Source organism: Breznakia pachnodae (assembly GCF_030814225.1).
GTDB lineage: Bacteria > Bacillota_I > Bacilli_A > Erysipelotrichales > Erysipelotrichaceae > Breznakia > Breznakia pachnodae.
Genome location: NZ_JAUSUR010000004.1, coordinates 177,194 through 193,604, shown reverse-complemented (window position 1 = coordinate 193,604; position 16,411 = coordinate 177,194). Strand labels below are relative to the sequence as shown.

Genomic DNA, 16,411 nt, shown 5'->3' with positions numbered 1-16,411 from the left:
AATGTGTCCTAGTTAGTGAAAGAGAAGATTTTATTATGAGTTTCATAATAAGTCTTCTTTTTTTGTGTATATTTTTTTACGTTATGTGAAATGAACGAATTCTTGTAATTCTACCACTAATTATAGGAGGGATAAAAATAGAAAGAGGGTTGAAGTAACATGAGACATTTCAATAAAATTGATGAAACAACTATTTATAATGCACAAAAGGGCGATACAGAAGCATTTGGTGAAATATATATAGCATATTACAGAAGAGTGTATTTCATTGCGTTTCAATATTTTCAAAATGAGGAAACTGCAAAGGATATAGTTCAAGATGTATTCATTAAAGTGTATACAAAAATAAAAGACTTGAATGATCCCGTAGCATTTCCTACTTGGATTCAAAGAGTTACTTATCGCACCTGCATGAACTTTAATCGCAGAAAGCTAAATGTAACAACTCTTGGTAAAGAGATGACAGTAGAAGATTTTAGTGATTTTAAAGCAATTGATGTTTCTGATGTTATGGAAAATGAACGAATAAAAAATATTATCATAGAATCTTTAGAATCTATGAAAATCCCACTAAAGAGTGTAGGTTTATTACGCTTCTTTGAAGGACTAAAAGTAAATGAAATAGCAGATATTCTTAATATTCCAAAGGGCACAGTAAATTCTCGAATGAATAAAATTAGAAAAATTTTGAAAGAGGATTTACAAAGGAATGGAATATCACCAAAGAACTATGGATTTATTCTATTATCACCAGCAATGATATCAAGTGCTTATGAGGCATTAAGCCAACGATACGTTATGGATGGTGAAATCAGTAATCATATTTTTGAAACAGTTATTAGTACAACAGCAAGTTCCACAACTGTAGGTTTAGCTTTATCTACAAAATTAATGTTGGGAATTTTAGCACCTGTAACTTTAGCAGGTGTTCTAGTACTTACAAATCAAGATTCGCCAGAACCTGTGATTGAAGAAGAAATATCAAAACCACAAATAGCAACTGAATCAACTCCTGCAGAAGAGGCAGTTATCACAACTGTTAATTATTCAGATGAATGGACAAATGATGGTTTTCAGATAAATGTTTCAACTAGTAATGGTGAATATGATCAGATATTAATTAATGGAATGAATACAAACTATATCAAAGAAAATGGAGTGTATGAGGTACAACTGATAAAAAATAATGAAGTGATTGATACAAGAACATTTGAAATCACAAATATCGATGTACATAGTCCAACTGGTAGTGAAGAACATAGGGGGAATGAATATGTTATTTATTTACAGGATGATTTATCCCAAATAGATTATGAAAATATTCTATTTTATAGAGATGGTGTACTCAGTAATGACTATACCTATCATAAAGATACAGACACATTAACAGTAAAAGAAAAATACACAACTGATAAGTTTTATATTAGTGATTATGCAGGTAACGTTTTAGAAATCACTGTATATTAACTTTTGCAAGTCAACAAGGAGGGCGTATATGCAAAGGCTTAAATTAGATAAAGTATTTAAAGTTTTTATTGCGGCGGTTGTAACGATAACAAGCTTAAATATCTTTAATGTTATTTTAACTGCAAATGAAGAATTCAATATCAATGAAACAGTAACCTATAGCGAAGATAATAAAGAAGCGATTATCTCATTAGATACTGCATCAATCGATGAGAAATATGTAATAGAAGAAATAAAAGATCCAACAGGAGAAGTGATGGATCTTATGGATGTAAATTACAAAACAGATAAAAATGGTGATTATAACTTTATCATTACTTATTATGATGAAGAAGATATAAAAACAGAATATACAAAAATAGTAGCAGTAACAGAAATTGAAGAAGACACATTAGAAACTGAAGCAGTTGATAATGAAGCTACTGCTACTGAGACAGAAACGATAGATAGAAGTAGTTTGTTGAGGGCAAGCTATACAAGTCAGGTAACTGTAAATAAATGGGATATTCTAGACGCTAATGGAGATCCACTTTCAACTACGAATACTGCAAAGTCATATAGTTACTATCAGTACGCAGTTGAATGGGAATTAACACCATCTGGAGGTGCGGTACTTCATGAAAATGATACGTTTACTATTTCTCTTCCTAAAAATCAAACAGCAGGAAATTGGATTTCTGGAACCTCATCTTGGGAAAATTTCACAGATTCTTCTAATGTGATTTTAGGGCAATGGAGAATTACAGGCGGAAATGTAGAAGTGCAGTTAGGAGAAAATGCTGAAGGAAAGCAAAGTATAAGTGGACAGTTTTCAACGGGGTCAAGAGCATTGCAAAATGCAAATAGTGCTGGAGGTGTTCAAAACGTTGTTTCAGGTGGAGTAACAAAGCAAATAATGTTTGAACAACAAACGCTATCTGCAATTAATACGAATGATCTCAAATCCGCGAATTCTGCTTCTAATTCAAGAGTTCAATGGACAATTGCATTAAACAATATAGGTGTTACAGAATTAACAACACCAAATTGGGGAAGCAATTTTACCTTACAAAATAATACATATGTTGAAGATGTATTAACGGGAGAATATGCAGGGGGATTTGTTGTTTATGCGTATTTTCAAAATCCAGTCGACTTAGTCACAGGGAATGCATCTGGAACTGGATCAGGAATTCCTGCAACAAGTAAATTCACACAAGTATATCAAAGTGAATCTGAAGATTATACAACATTCAAAAACAGGTTAAATGTTTTTGAATATGGAGTATATGAAGATGCAGGTGGTATACAAACATTAGTAATTAATTTCGGAAACATTGGAAATAATGGAATGAAGTATTCTGATCTTGATGCTAATTATGCAAATACATTTGCAAATAATGGAATTAGTCGAGGCTTTTATACTGAAAGTGATCGAGCAGACTTAGTAGATTATTATACTCAGGCGTATGGAGATGGAAATGTAATTGGAGGGCAGGTAGCGAAATACCGTATTGATTTTAGTGAGGATTATCCTAAGGTCATTAGTGATTCAGCTAGAACGAATACTGCTGCTATTACTAAGAATGGTTCTACAGTAAATAGAACAGCTACAGGAACACTTCAAGGAATAAGTGGTTCGGCAGGAACGGTTGATGCAAATAAAGCAAGAGTATTTCTGTCTGACGTTGATACCAGTAGTATATTAGAAGGAGTTGAAATGAAACTTCAAATCGACTCTGGTGGAAACTGGATTGATTATGCTGGATGGTCTGGGGCTACAATTAGTTCTGATGGTTATGTTGATACCTCAGCATTAGGTTATGGAACATATCGTTTTGTGCAACAGGCAGCTTATAGTAGTGATTATGATTTAGTTAACTCAGCTGGATATGATGCTGTATTAGGCAAAGTTGTATCTTCTGCTTTTACAATTGCTAGTGGAGACACACAAGGTCATGTATTGTACATGACGAATGTAAAGAAAAAATATACTGTGAAATATGAACCAGGAGATGAAGGAACGTTTTCAACAATTACTCATAATAATGTTGTAATTAATACAACAACTCCTGCTTATAATGGAACTGTGGGAACAGATGGAAAACCTTCAGGAACTGCAGGATATGAGTTCGCTGGTTGGTCACCAACTTTGGATTCTACAGTTACACAAAATAGAACATATGTAGCCCAATGGGTTCCACTTACTTCTACAGCATATAAAGTAGAACATTATCAGGAACAAGCAGATGGTACATATGCAGTGAAAGATACAGATAACTTAACTGGATCAACAGGTGCAACAGTAAGTGCAACTGCTAAAACATATGAAGGGTATTATTTTGATTCTAGTGTAAGTGGAACACTGCAGTCTGGTGCTATCTTGGGTGATGGTACGTTAACGCTGAAACTTTACTATAAAGCAAGAACAAATGTTGTTTATAAAACAGAACATTACTTACAACAATCAAATGGGTTATATGCATTACACGAAACAGATAATTTAACTGGTACGGCAGGGCATACAGTAAATGCCACATCTAAGACATATAGTGGATATGCTTATGATAATACTATTTCTGGTACAAAAGTAAGTGGTGTAGTAGTAGGAGATGGAAGTTTAGTATTGAAGTTATACTATAAAGCAAATACTGATACTACATATAAAGTGGAGCATTATCAGCAACAGCAAAATGGAACTTATACTTTAAAAGATACAGATAATCTTTCAGGAACTACTGGTGCTTCTGTGTCAGCAACAGCAAAATCATATGCAGGGTATACAATCAACCTTTTCCATGCAGATACATTATTTAGTGGAAATATTAAAGGCGATGGTACATTAATATTGAAGGTATACTATAGTGCAAATACAAATACGACATACAAAGTTGAACATTATCAAGAACAAGCAAATAATTCTTATGTGTTAAAAGATACAGATAATTTGTCTGGAACAACAGGTGCTACTGTATCTGCGGTATCCAAAGTATACGATGGGTTCACATTTGATAATACAATTGCTGGAACACTAGAAAGTAGTACAGTATTAGGAGATGGTAGTTTAACACTCAAGTTATACTATAAAGCAAATACAACTACAGCATACAAAGTAGAACACTATATTCAACAAGCAGATGGAAGTTATAGTTTAAAAGATACGGATAACTTAACAGGAAAGACTGGAGCAACTGTAAATGGTACTGCTAAAACATATGTAGGTTATACGTTTGATAACACGATCTCAGGAACAGTGGAATCAGGATCAATTGCAGGTGATGGAACGCTAATCCTTAAGTTACATTACAAGGCAAATACAACTACGGTTTATAAAATAGAACATTATCAGCAGCAACCAAATGGTTCATACACCCTAAAAGATACAGATAATTTAACAGGTACTACAGGTGCTTTGGCAACTGCAAGTGTAAAAACATATGCAGGTTATACAGCTAATCTGTTTCATACTGATACTGTTTTAGCAGGAAGTATTAAAGGTGATGGAACATTGGTATTGAGACTATTCTATAGTGCAAATACGAATACGACATACAAAGTAGAACACTACCAAGAGCAACCAGATGGAACTTATGTATTGAAAGATACGGATAATCTGACTGGGACTACAGGTACAACTGTGAGTGGAACTGCAAAAACATATGCAGGCTTTACATATGATAGTACAGTATCTGGGTCATTAGATAGTGCTGCAGTATTGGGAGATGGAACACTTATACTGAAGTTCTACTATAAAGCAAACACGAATGTGGATTACACAGTAGAACATTATCTAGAACAACCGAATGGAACGTATATATTAAAAGACACAGAAGCATTAGCTGGAACAACAGGTGCGACTGTAAGTGGAACTGCAAGAACATATGCAGGTTATACGTTTGATAATACAGTGGTTAGTACAGTAGAAAGTGGAAATATCTTAGGAGATGGAACACTTGTACTGAAGTTATACTATACTGCAAATACAGATACAGCATATAAGACTGAACATTATCTTGAACAACCAGATGGAACGTATTTATTAGAGGATACAGATAATCTGAGTGGGACAACAGGTGCGACAGTAATAGCAATAGCTAAAACATACGCAGGTTATACGTTTGATAATACAGTAGTTAGTACAGTAGAGAGTGGTACAATTCTAGGCGATGGAAGTTTAACATTAAAGTTATACTATACAGCGAATCTAGATACAGCATATAAAGTAGAGCATTACCTAGAACAAGAAGATGGTACCTATGCAGTAGAAGATACTATAAACATGAATGGAATGACAGGGGACAGTGTAAGTGCAACTGTAAATATATATGATGGATACACATTTGATAATACAGTTTTAGGAACATTGGAAGATGGAACTATCTTAGGTGATGGTAGTCTAACATTAAAACTATATTACACAGCGAATACAGATACATCATACAAGGTAGAACATTACCTTGAACAACCAAATGGAACTTATGTTCTTGAAGATACAATAACTGAAACTGGTACGACAGGTCATACGGTATATGCGGATGATAATACATATGCAGGTTACACATTAGATACAACAGTTGCAGAAACAATAGAAAGTGGAGTGATTGCAGGAGATGGATCACTAGTATTGAAACTTTATTACACTGCAAATACAGATACGGTTTATAAAGTAGAACATTATCTAGAACAGTTAGATGGAACTTATGTGTTAACTGATACAGAATCATTTACTGGAATGACAGGAGATACGGTTACAGTTTATCCAAAAACATACACTGGTTATGAAAGTGCGAGTTTCCTATCGAGAGTAGGAACATTATTCATATCTGATGTAATCAAAGGTGATGGAAGTCTAGTGTTTGAAATCAAATATACACTGACTAGACATAGTGTTACTTATCAACCAGGTGATCATGGAACATTTGAAGAAGAAGTAATTACGAATGTAGCATATGGATCTGATACACCAAAACTTAGTGTAGATGTATTAGGAGACGCAGGTTATGAGTTTACTGGATGGAGCCCGAAAGTGGATGAGACAGTGAGTAAAGACAGTGTATATGAAGCTACATGGACTGCTAAAAAAGATACTAAATATACAGTTGAATATTACCAGCAACAAAAAGATGGTACATATAAACTTGTGGAAAGTGAAGCTATGAGTGGTGTGACAGATACGAATGTACTTGCTGAAATCAAAGAATATAAAGGATTCAAGTTTGCACCTACTGCAAAAGATACGACATTAGGTGGAGTGATTAAAGGAGATGGAAGTTTAGTATTACGTTTATATTACGATATTGAAAGAACATTTGAATATAAACCAAGTACGGCAACTCCTGGACAAAACTCAGGGACAAATAATTCTTCATTGGCATCAAATGGTGTAGATACATCAGATCAAACAAATGTAAACTTAATGATTATGATGTTATTAGCATCACTTGGTTCGATTATCGGATTGAAGAAAAGAAAAATGAATTAAATACTTAGGAGTTACCGTTGGTGACTCCTTTATATGTTTTTAGGGCCTAATATGATAGTATTAGAGGGTAATGTTAAAGAAATTTGACACTTTTATAAAGGCATTTGGTGGAACGTAAATACATAATTTTGTATGATTTCACTAGGAGGAAACATGTATATGGTTGGAGAAAGAATTTATGAGTTGAGAAAAAGAAAAGGGCTATCTCAAGAAGACCTCGCTAGTGAATTGGGAGTATCAAGACAAACGATTTCAAATTGGGAAAGTGGACAAACAGCTCCTGATTTAAAACAAGCCACAAAACTGGCAGAAGTGTTTGATGTTAGTCTAGATGAATTAAGTGGTAAAGAAAAAACGATATCAGTAAAGGTTGAGACAAAGAAACCAATTATGCCGTTTTGGAAAGGTGTAGGGATTGTTGTTGTAGGATTGTTTGGTTTCTTTCTGATACTTACATTACTAGCTGCATTATCTGCACCTAATAGAGGGGATGCTTGGGTGGATGACTTTACTGTAGAAGAGTATGAAGAAATGATTGATGAAGGTGCAGTTGCAGAATATCTTGTTTGTGAAATTAATGGTATAGATGCTATGTTTACATTGGTTGATGATGGAAGTTATTCGCATGAATGGAGAACTGATTTACCTGATGAAGTTCATGACATTATTGACCTTGCTCAACGTGATGAAAATGGTTTGATTAATGTTGAAGAGACTCTTGATAAAGTGAAAGAAGCATTAAAAAAGAATGGAATTGATTGTGAATCTTTTGATGAATAATTGATACAGTTTATGGTGAGGAGAAATATATGGTTGGAGAACATATATATAAGTTAAGAAAAAAGAAAGGGTTGTCTCAGGAAGACCTTGCTAGTGAATTAGGGGTATCGAGGCAGACAATTTCCAATTGGGAAAGTGATCAGACTGCACCTGATTTAAAACAAGCTGCCAAACTTGCAGAGATATTTGAAGTATCTCTAGATGAATTGGTGGGGAAAGAAAAGGTAATCTCAGTTAAGGTTGAAACAAAGAAAGAACCAATGTCCTTTGGTAAAGGGATAGCAATTGTTATTGCAGGGTTAGCAGGTTTTATATTGTTGATTACACTTTTAACTGGGATATCTGGATGGACAAAAGAGAAACCGATTCCTGAAATAGGTGATGAAGACTTTGATGAAACGATAACACAGTATCAACCAGTTGATGCTTCAAAACCAACAGAGCGCGTAACTTGTACAAAGAAAGGGGAAACGCTTATGTTTCATGTAGAAAAAGATCCAGAATATGGAGTTATCTGGCAAGGTTCTACATCATCTCGTGAAGATTTAATCACTAAGGCAGAGGCAATAGTAGAGGATGCTAAAGAAAATGGGGATGATGAAGTGGATTTGCTTAGTATAAGGGAAACTATTTGGATGTTGTTTACCCAAGAGGGATTTACATGCCAAATAACATCAGTCAGTGAATAAATATTTATTTTATCCTCTACAAATACCAAACATCCTAGATGAAGACTATAGAAAAAGAATGAAGTATAAAGAATATATTCCCAAACAATATCAGGAACATATTATGTGTATATGGGTAATGAAGTCAAAGTCATATCTAGAAGTACCTGTTAATAATATAATTCTTCCTGATGCGTGTATAGACTTGGTTATTGATTTTAACAGAAAAGAAATTGTATTTTCTGCAATGAGTAAAGCAACTACAAATATGTCATTAACTGGAGATATTGATTTTATGGGAATACGTTTTCGTACGGGAGTCTTTCATAATATCTATAATATTAATAGTGTTGATGTTATGGATAAACGTATACCATATCAAGAAATAGAAAAACATATTTCATTATCTGATATTTTTAGTAAAAAGTCAGAAGACGAAAGGAAACACTTTTTACTTAATTATTTAAGTGAAATCACGCAAGCATCGCAAGTGGATATGTTTATAAGAGAAATCAATTCTCTTAAGAATATGGAAACAATTAAATATAGTCATGAGTTGGCTAAGCGCTTAGGTTATAGTGATCGCCAGATGAATCGAGTATTTTTAAAGCGATGTGGATTTACGATTAAAACTTACTTAAATATTGTAAGATTACATAAAGCACTTCATTTACTAATCTATTCAAATAATCAACAATTAATATCATTAGTAGAAGAATCAGGGTTCTATGACCAGTCACACTTCTGTAAAGAAATTGATCGTTATATAGGTGTATCACCAACAAAACTAATTGAGAATTATAGAAAGATGTCTTAAATTTACAAGACTTCTTTTTCTTTCTACTTTATACTGGAAAGTAGATGGAGGTATACATTATGAGTTTTGATTTAGTGGGAGCAGTAAAAGAGTTAGTGAATAAAGAAGAGGTAATGATTCTTGCAACTTCTGATGGTGAAAAAGTTGGAGTGAGAACAGTGAGTCCATTGTTGGTGGATGGTCGTATTATTTTTTACACAAGTAAAGGTTCTAATAAATATCGTCAGATGGAAACCAATAATAATATAGGATTTTGTATTGGGATGAATGGTATTTATCAGGGAGAAGGGAAAGTTAAATTTTTAGGTAGTGTATTTGCAGATGAAAATAAAGCTATTAATGAAGCCTATCGTAAAAAATATGTTGGTGCATTTGAAGAAGGAGCACCTGGAGAAGATATGCAGAGTAATCAATTTATTGAAATTGAATTAACTGGATTAAAAGGATGGCGATTTGAAGGAGAAGTTCCTGTAGAGTTCTTTGAAGTAGAAATTTAATAATAGATGAAGAAGGTCAAAAATCATTGATCTTCTTTTTGCGTAGGTTGGAAGAAAACTGCTATTACTTTTCTTGGGGAAATGCTATAATTATGGCAGTTATTGTTAGGAGATCCAATGAAAGCTAGAATTACAATTATTATCGTAAAACTGATTACTGCAATTTTACGCTTATTTGGTAGAGGTGGTTCTTTACCAGGGCAGATTGCATTGAAACTAGATAAGAATATTTTAAGTAAAATTACATACCCAAAAGATATCATTTTGATAAGTGGTACAAATGGGAAAACAACGACCACAAATATGGTATATGCACTGATGCAGAAAAAATACAATCGTGTTATCTGCAACAATCGTGGTGATAACTTATTAGTTGGTATTACTACACTGATGTTGAAGAATACATCAATGAATAAGAAAGTAAATGCGGATTGTATTGTAATTGAGGTAGATGAATTAAATGTACCTCATGTAATGAAATATGTACCAGTTACAAAAGTATTGGTAAATAACTTCTTTCGTGATCAATTAGATCGTGCAGGAGAAATGGAAAATGTAGTAGGTAGAGTAGAATCTGCATTAAAAGAATACAAAGGAACATTGGTATTAAACGGTGATGATCCAAATGTTGTGCGTTTAGCAGATTCAGCAACACATGCTCAAGTACATTACTTTGGTGTAGATGAAAATGAAATGAGTATGAAAGTATCCAATGAAGCAAGTGAAGGAAAGTTCTGTTTCCGTTGTAATGCGGAATTGAAGTATGATTATTATCAATATTCACACATTGGTCGTTTTCATTGTCCTAACTGTTCATTTGGACACAATGAATTCTATCTGGAAGCTCATGAAGTAGACATTGCGAATCAAACGTTTGTGGTAGATGGAATGCAGTTTCATGCACCACAGGATGCACTGTATGCGATTTATAATTGTGTAGGGGTAATCTCATTGGCGAAATTAGAAAACATGGATTTAGCGATTGCTAGAGATGTGTTAAAGTCATTTGAATTAAAAGATGGTAGAATGGAACACTTTGATATTGGTAAAGATTGTCTGTTGAATTTAGTTAAGAATCCAACTGGTGCCAATGAAGTAATGAAATATATTATGCGTGATAAAGAAGCGAAAGATATTGTGATCGTATTAAATGACAATGATCAGGATGGTACTGATGTATCGTGGATATGGGATGCTCATTTCGATTTGTTAGTAAATGATACAACGAAAAATATTATTTGTTGTGGGCTACGTGCTTATGATATGGCATTACGATTACGTTATGAAAATTACGAAGGAAACTTAATTGTGCTAGAAGATATGGATGATGCAATTAAAAAGTTAAAAAGTTTAGATAATCATGCATATGTAATTGCAACTTATACTGCATTACAACCAATGCGTGGAGTACTGAGGAGGAATGCCTCATGAAAATGAAAGTATTGTGGATGTACCATGACATTATGGATTTATATGGTGATCGTGGAAATATACAGGTATTAAAGAAACGTTGTTTGGATCGTGATATTGAAATTGAAGTAGATACATGTGGAATCAATGAAGAAAAGAATCTAAGTGACTTTCATCTGATTTTTATTGGTGGTGGTGCTGATCGTGAACAAGGATTGTTATACGAAGATTTGGTGAATCGTAAACAAGATATCTTAGACGCAATTGATGCAAAATCATTTGTGTTGTTAATTTGTGGAGGTTATCAGTTCTTTGGTCAATACTATATTGATAACAATAATCGTGAAATCCAAGGTCTTGGTATTTTTGATTACTATACAAAAAGTAATCCAAATGTTGGTAGATGTATTGGTAATATTGAAATTGAAGCTGATTTGGATGGAAAGAAAGTAACGGTTGTTGGTTTTGAAAACCATGGTGGTCAAACAATGAATGTTACTACACCATTTGGTAAAGTAGTATCAGGCCATGGAAATGTATACCAAGGAGAATATGAAGGATTCTATAATGGACAAGTGTTAGGAACCTATATGCATGGTCCTTTATTACCTAAAAACCCAGAAGTGGCAGATTTCATTATTAAGAAAGCATTGTCAAAAGAATATGATAATGTAGAATTAAAACCACTTGATGATACGTTAGAACTACAAGCGAAAGAAGCAATGCGTAAACGGATGCATGCAAAGAAAGGGTAATATGGCATTAGATAGTCTTTTTGAACAAGCATTTCGTGATGAAGAAATGCAGAAACAATTTTTCTTTGAATTATTGCTGAATGATGTATATATTATCGCATCAAGTGATATAGATGGAACTAGAGTTAAAGAAGGTGATAACCTTCGTGTATTCTCAATTCAACATGATGATATTTCTTATGTTCCGATTTTCTTGTCAATGCAGTCATTAGAAACGTTCTTGGGAGAAAATGAAACTCCATATGTGAAAGCAAATGCTGCGGACTTGTTAGAAACATTGAAAGAGAATAATATTGTAATTAATCCAGGACAAGAGGAATCCATTGTATTATATGCGGATGAGATTAAAGGATTGTTGCAACAAGGATTAAACTAGTAAAGAGAAAGGAAAACTATGGGATCATTTATAGGTATTTATTGGGAAAAACTGTCTTCTAAAATAAATAGTGCAAGAAAAAATGATGAACTACATCTAAGCGTAAGAACTGGAGCATGGATAATTTATGTTTTGGGAGTTACACTTAAATATCTTATTTGGCCAGTTTTGCTTGGAGGTATGAGTTATTTATTTTTTATGCAAAAAGAATATCTATTGTTTACTTTCGTCTTTATTTTATTCATTGCTATTTGTATTGTTGATGTTTTAGATATCAAAAAATATTTGATAAACAGAAAAGAATTTTAACATTTTCATGTAACAAATTGAACGACATCTTAGTGAAAACTAAGGTGTTTTTTTGTGATAAATTCTAAAGAGTTTATAAAATGTAAGAATCACATACAAAAGTTGGACCGAAAACAAATTGAAAAGAAAACGGGTCAGATTTATGATAGAGATGCAAAGGAAATGGCAAGGAGAAGAGAGAGCGATGTTAAGTAAGTTATTAAGTGAGAAACTGATAAAACTAAATATTGATGCAAAAGATTGGTGTGACGCAATACGTCAGTCAGCGCAACCATTGGTTTTATCAAACAAGGTAGAAGCGAGATATGTAGATGCCATTATCGATAGTGTAAAAGAAAGTGGTCCATATATCGTAATTACCAAACATGTTGCAATTCCTCATGCCAGATCACAAATGGGAGTTATTGAAACTGCGATTGGTGTCGCGACGTTGAAAGAACCTGTTGTGTTTGGTAATAAGGAAAATGATCCAGTAAAGTATATTTTCTGTTTAAGTGCAAAAGAGAACAAAGAGCATTTAGAGGCACTTGCAGAATTAGCTGATTTACTGGAAGATGAGAACTTCTATAAAGTTTTGGATCAGGCAACACAACCAAAAGAAATTCTTAAGTATGTGAGTGAGAAAGAAAGGAGGTAAATGTTATGCATAAAGCACTTGTTTGTTGTCGTGCTGGAATGGGTTCTAGTATGATGCTGAAAATTAAAGTGGATCAAGTAATCAAAGAAAATAACTTTGATATTGAAACAGAACATGGAAACTTAGATTCATTAAATGGATTTACTGGAGACTTAGTAGTTACCATGGATGACCTTGCCAAAGAATTACAAGGAAGAGATTATTATGCTCTTGGTGTTCTAAATATTATGAACAAAGGAGAGATTAAAGAGAAACTAGAAGGCTTCTTAGAAGCAGTAGAAAAATAATAAAACATATAAGGAGGAAAAGAGATGTTAGATGCTATTTTAGCCCAAACGAGAAATACAGCTTTAATTGTCGGTATTATCGCTTGTATTGGGTTGTTGCTACAAAAGAAGTCAGCAACAGAAGTTATATCAGGAACTTCAAAGACTATTATTGGATTTATGATTTTCAATATTGGTTCAAATTTCTTAGGAACCATCGTAACGAATTTCACAACATTATTTAATCAAGGATTTGGAATTGAAGGAGTTACAACACAAGTTGAGGTTGCCACTAGTATGGCGTTAAATGTACATGGAACCGAGGTCGCCCTCTTGTTGTTAGTTGGATTTGCCGCTAACTTATTATTTGCTAAGTTCACAAGATTCAAAGCAATCTTCTTAACTGGACAACACTTTCTATACTTTGCATGTGTGTTAGGTCTAGTAATGATTGCATTAGGTGCACCAATGGTTGTAACCGTAATTGTTGGAGGTATTATTCTAGGATTCTGTGGAGCTGCCTTACCAACACTTTGTCAGAAATATATGAATAAAATCACAGGAAATGATGATATCGCAATTGGTCACTTTAACTGTGTAGGATACGCATTCTCAGGATGGGTTGGAAAAGTAATTGGGAAATTCGAAAGAAAATCTGAAAAACCAGCTGATTCAAGTAAAGTGAAAATGCCTAAATTCTTTGATTTATTTAGAGATTTCATTTTCTCAGTAGCATTATTTATGGTTGTACTATTCTATGTAGCAGTATTTGCATGTGTAGCAAACGGTCATATGGATACAGTAAAAGAATTAGCAGGAACCGATTTATGGTTTATTTACCCATTACTTCAAGGATTACAATTTGCAGCAGGTATGAGTGTTCTGATTTATGGGGTTCGTCAATTTATCGCTGAAATTACAGCAGCATTCGTTGCAATTTCTGAAAAATACATCCCTAATTCAAAACCAGCAGTTGACTGTCCAGCAATCTTCCCGTTTGCTCCAACAGCAGTAGTTGTAGGATTTGTTGGTTCATTCCTAGGTGGACTTGTTGCCATGGGTGCTATGGTTGCTCTCAATAGTTCAGTTATTATGATTCCAGCAGCCGGTATTTGTTTCTTCTCTGGAGGAACCTGTGGGGTATTTGGAAATGCATATGGAGGTTGGAAAGGAGCCTTTATCGGATCATTTATTGTCGGTATTGGATTAGTAGCTTTACCACTACTTCTATATCCAACATTCTCAGCTCTGGGAATCGAAGGAGCATCATTCCCAAACATCGATTACAACATTATCGGAAGTGCATTATACCAAGTAGTAGAATTTGTTAAATCTTTATTTGGATTCTAAAGATAAGGCAGAAACTTGGTTTCTGCCTTTCGTTAAAATTAAAGGAGCTTAGTAATGAGAGAAAAAGAGATATTAGAGAATTACATAACGATTAGTAAAGAAGAAATTGAAAGTTTTATGAATAAAATAGATGCAGATGCATTACAAAAAGCCAAAGAGATGATTGTAAAAGCAGAAGCAAATGGAAACCGTGTACATATTTCAGGAATTGGAAAACCATCCCATGTGGCAGAATATGCTGCATCCCTGTTTTCTTCTACTGGAACACCAGCTTATGTCTTAGATGCTACCGAAGCCATTCATGGTAGTTCAGGTCAGGTAGTGGCAGGAGATGTTGTCATCGCAATTAGCAACAGTGGTGAAACAGAAGAGTTAAAGGCAACCGTGAGAACCTTGAAACAAAACAAAGCAGTGCTAATAGCTGTTACAGGAAATGTTGATTCATGGTTAGCGAAAGAATGTGATGTATGTTTGTTTGCGGGTGTAAAGCGAGAAGGAGATGTTTTGAATAAACCACCAAGATCTTCAATTATTGCAGAAATGATTGTACTTCAGGGGTTATCAATCCTACTTCAGGAATATAAAAAAATTACTCCAAGTGAATATGTAAAATGGCATCCAGGTGGTTCGTTAGGAAAAAGTATCAGGGAGGGAAACAAATGAAAATTGAAGGAATGATTACGGCAATGGTCACACCATTTCGCGCTGACTATACAATTAATGAAGAAATGACTAAAGAGTTGATTGAAAAACTAATTGCAGATGGAGTTGATGGAATCTTTATCCTAGGAACGAATGGAGAGTTTCAAAGTCTAAGTGATGAAGAGAAAGTATCGTTTTGTCGCTTAGTGGTAGATATTGTTGATAAGCGAGTTGCAGTATATGCAGGTGCAGGATCTTGTGGGACAAAGCTATCAATTGATCTAGCCAATAAGATGAATGATGTGGGAGTCGATGCAGTATCGCTAATTGCACCTTACTTTCAAAAACTATCAGATAAAGAACTGATAGCACATTACAAAACGATAGCTGAAAATGTTGATTTGCCAATTTTACTTTATAATATTCCTTCCCTTACAGGAAATCCAATTTCACTAGAAGTTGTAAAAGAACTAAGTGATGTAAAAAACATTAAGGGGATAAAAGATAGTAGTGGTGATTTCGATAATATGAAAGCATATATTGAAGTCACAAAAGAGAAAGATTTTATTGTTCTTGCAGGATCTGATTCCATGATTCTAAAAGCATTACAGGCAGGTGCAACAGGAGCGGTTGCTGCAACTTCTAATTTATTAACGAAAATAGATGTTGCAATTTATCAGAATTATCTGAAAGGTGATATCGAAGCCGCGCAGAAAGCACAACTTGATATTGAGACGTTAAGAGGTGTAAATAAACTGAAGATTCAACCAGCAGTATTGAAACGTTCCCTTGTACTATCAGGATTAAATGTTGGCGAAGTTCGTTTACCACTTGAAACACCTACAAAAGAAGATGATAAGAAAATACAGGAAATGTTAGATTACTATAAAGGTAAGTTATAATAAAGATAGAAAGGTTTGTGTCATAAGTGAGAATGACCAAATCCATAAAAAGAGAACAGATAAACCAGAGATGT

At 33.9% G+C, this 16,411-nt stretch carries 15 protein-coding genes; all 15 read left to right on the top strand.

Translation table 11 applies throughout. From position 1 onward, the window contains the following. Window positions 1-159 precede the first annotated feature (159 nt). The 15 genes from J2S15_RS12060 to dapA all read left to right on the top strand — a co-directional run bounded on the left by J2S15_RS12060 (window position 160) and on the right by dapA (window position 16,337). Entirely contained in the window at window positions 160-1,467 is a 1,308-nt protein-coding gene (locus J2S15_RS12060; RefSeq protein ID WP_307408641.1) for an RNA polymerase sigma factor, read from the top strand. 28 nt (window positions 1,468-1,495) lie between these two features. Beyond that, window positions 1,496-6,928 carry a hypothetical protein gene (locus J2S15_RS12055; RefSeq protein ID WP_307408639.1) on the top strand — a complete coding sequence of 1,811 codons (5,433 nt, stop codon included), beginning with the start codon at window positions 1,496-1,498 and terminating at the stop codon, window positions 6,926-6,928. Window positions 6,929-7,087: 159 nt separating this feature from the next. Continuing rightward, window positions 7,088-7,708, top strand: a complete 621-nt coding sequence (locus tag J2S15_RS12050; RefSeq protein WP_307408636.1) for a helix-turn-helix transcriptional regulator — start codon at window positions 7,088-7,090, stop codon at window positions 7,706-7,708. 29 nt (window positions 7,709-7,737) lie between these two features. Continuing rightward, window positions 7,738-8,397 carry a helix-turn-helix transcriptional regulator gene (locus J2S15_RS12045; protein WP_307408633.1) on the top strand — a complete coding sequence of 220 codons (660 nt, stop codon included), beginning with the start codon at window positions 7,738-7,740 and terminating at the stop codon, window positions 8,395-8,397. A 58-nt stretch (window positions 8,398-8,455) separates the two neighbouring features. Beyond that, window positions 8,456-9,193 carry a helix-turn-helix domain-containing protein gene (locus J2S15_RS12040; RefSeq protein ID WP_307408631.1) on the top strand — a complete coding sequence of 246 codons (738 nt, stop codon included), beginning with the start codon at window positions 8,456-8,458 and terminating at the stop codon, window positions 9,191-9,193. A 59-nt stretch (window positions 9,194-9,252) separates the two neighbouring features. Then, window positions 9,253-9,690 (top strand): pyridoxamine 5'-phosphate oxidase family protein, encoded by a 438-nt coding sequence (locus tag J2S15_RS12035; protein WP_307408629.1) that lies wholly within the window; start codon window positions 9,253-9,255, stop codon window positions 9,688-9,690. Between the two features lie 117 nt (window positions 9,691-9,807). After that, the gene (locus J2S15_RS12030) at window positions 9,808-11,121 is read left to right on the top strand and encodes a Mur ligase family protein (protein ID WP_307408627.1); all 1,314 of its coding nucleotides are present in this window, start codon (window positions 9,808-9,810) and stop codon (window positions 11,119-11,121) included. Continuing rightward, window positions 11,118-11,855 (top strand): type 1 glutamine amidotransferase, encoded by a 738-nt coding sequence (locus J2S15_RS12025; RefSeq protein WP_307408625.1) that lies wholly within the window; start codon window positions 11,118-11,120, stop codon window positions 11,853-11,855. Before J2S15_RS12030 ends, J2S15_RS12025 begins: the two co-directional genes overlap by 4 nt. Window position 11,856: 1 nt before the next feature. Continuing rightward, entirely contained in the window at window positions 11,857-12,231 is a 375-nt protein-coding gene (locus J2S15_RS12020; protein WP_307408623.1) for an SseB family protein, read from the top strand. An 18-nt stretch (window positions 12,232-12,249) separates the two neighbouring features. Further along, entirely contained in the window at window positions 12,250-12,540 is a 291-nt protein-coding gene (locus tag J2S15_RS12015; RefSeq protein ID WP_307408621.1) for a hypothetical protein, read from the top strand. A 184-nt stretch (window positions 12,541-12,724) separates the two neighbouring features. Beyond that, on the top strand, window positions 12,725-13,177 hold the full coding sequence (locus J2S15_RS12010; RefSeq protein WP_307408619.1) for a PTS sugar transporter subunit IIA: 453 nt from the start codon (window positions 12,725-12,727) through the stop codon (window positions 13,175-13,177). Between the two features lie 5 nt (window positions 13,178-13,182). Beyond that, window positions 13,183-13,464 (top strand): PTS sugar transporter subunit IIB, encoded by a 282-nt coding sequence (locus tag J2S15_RS12005; RefSeq protein ID WP_307408617.1) that lies wholly within the window; start codon window positions 13,183-13,185, stop codon window positions 13,462-13,464. A 24-nt stretch (window positions 13,465-13,488) separates the two neighbouring features. Beyond that, on the top strand, window positions 13,489-14,793 hold the full coding sequence (gene ulaA / locus J2S15_RS12000; RefSeq protein ID WP_307408615.1) for a PTS ascorbate transporter subunit IIC: 1,305 nt from the start codon (window positions 13,489-13,491) through the stop codon (window positions 14,791-14,793). A gap of 54 nt (window positions 14,794-14,847) precedes the next feature. Beyond that, on the top strand, window positions 14,848-15,456 hold the full coding sequence (locus tag J2S15_RS11995) for an SIS domain-containing protein (RefSeq protein ID WP_307408613.1): 609 nt from the start codon (window positions 14,848-14,850) through the stop codon (window positions 15,454-15,456). Next, window positions 15,453-16,337, top strand: coding sequence for a 4-hydroxy-tetrahydrodipicolinate synthase (gene dapA, locus J2S15_RS11990; RefSeq protein ID WP_307408611.1), 885 nt, complete (start codon window positions 15,453-15,455; stop codon window positions 16,335-16,337). The genes J2S15_RS11995 and dapA overlap by 4 nt, the downstream gene beginning before the upstream one ends. The last annotated feature ends 74 nt before the right edge of the window (window positions 16,338-16,411 follow it).

Bases quoted from the DNA above. Each gene is read 5' to 3' on its own strand.
- J2S15_RS12015 (WP_307408621.1), top strand. From the start codon at position 12,250: ATGGGATCATTTATAGGTATTTATTGGGAAAAACTGTCTTCTAAAATA.
- J2S15_RS12055 (WP_307408639.1), top strand. From the start codon at position 1,496: ATGCAAAGGCTTAAATTAGATAAAGTATTTAAAGTTTTTATTGCGGCG.
- J2S15_RS12050 (WP_307408636.1), top strand. From the start codon at position 7,088: ATGGTTGGAGAAAGAATTTATGAGTTGAGAAAAAGAAAAGGGCTATCT.
- J2S15_RS12025 (WP_307408625.1), top strand. From the start codon at position 11,118: ATGAAAATGAAAGTATTGTGGATGTACCATGACATTATGGATTTATAT.
- J2S15_RS12030 (WP_307408627.1), top strand. From the start codon at position 9,808: ATGAAAGCTAGAATTACAATTATTATCGTAAAACTGATTACTGCAATT.
- dapA (WP_307408611.1), top strand. From the start codon at position 15,453: ATGAAAATTGAAGGAATGATTACGGCAATGGTCACACCATTTCGCGCT.
- J2S15_RS12005 (WP_307408617.1), top strand. From the start codon at position 13,183: ATGCATAAAGCACTTGTTTGTTGTCGTGCTGGAATGGGTTCTAGTATG.
- J2S15_RS12035 (WP_307408629.1), top strand. From the start codon at position 9,253: ATGAGTTTTGATTTAGTGGGAGCAGTAAAAGAGTTAGTGAATAAAGAA.
- J2S15_RS12040 (WP_307408631.1), top strand. From the start codon at position 8,456: ATGAAGTATAAAGAATATATTCCCAAACAATATCAGGAACATATTATG.
- ulaA (WP_307408615.1), top strand. From the start codon at position 13,489: ATGTTAGATGCTATTTTAGCCCAAACGAGAAATACAGCTTTAATTGTC.
- J2S15_RS12060 (WP_307408641.1), top strand. From the start codon at position 160: ATGAGACATTTCAATAAAATTGATGAAACAACTATTTATAATGCACAA.
- J2S15_RS11995 (WP_307408613.1), top strand. From the start codon at position 14,848: ATGAGAGAAAAAGAGATATTAGAGAATTACATAACGATTAGTAAAGAA.
- J2S15_RS12045 (WP_307408633.1), top strand. From the start codon at position 7,738: ATGGTTGGAGAACATATATATAAGTTAAGAAAAAAGAAAGGGTTGTCT.
- J2S15_RS12010 (WP_307408619.1), top strand. From the start codon at position 12,725: ATGTTAAGTAAGTTATTAAGTGAGAAACTGATAAAACTAAATATTGAT.
- J2S15_RS12020 (WP_307408623.1), top strand. From the start codon at position 11,857: ATGGCATTAGATAGTCTTTTTGAACAAGCATTTCGTGATGAAGAAATG.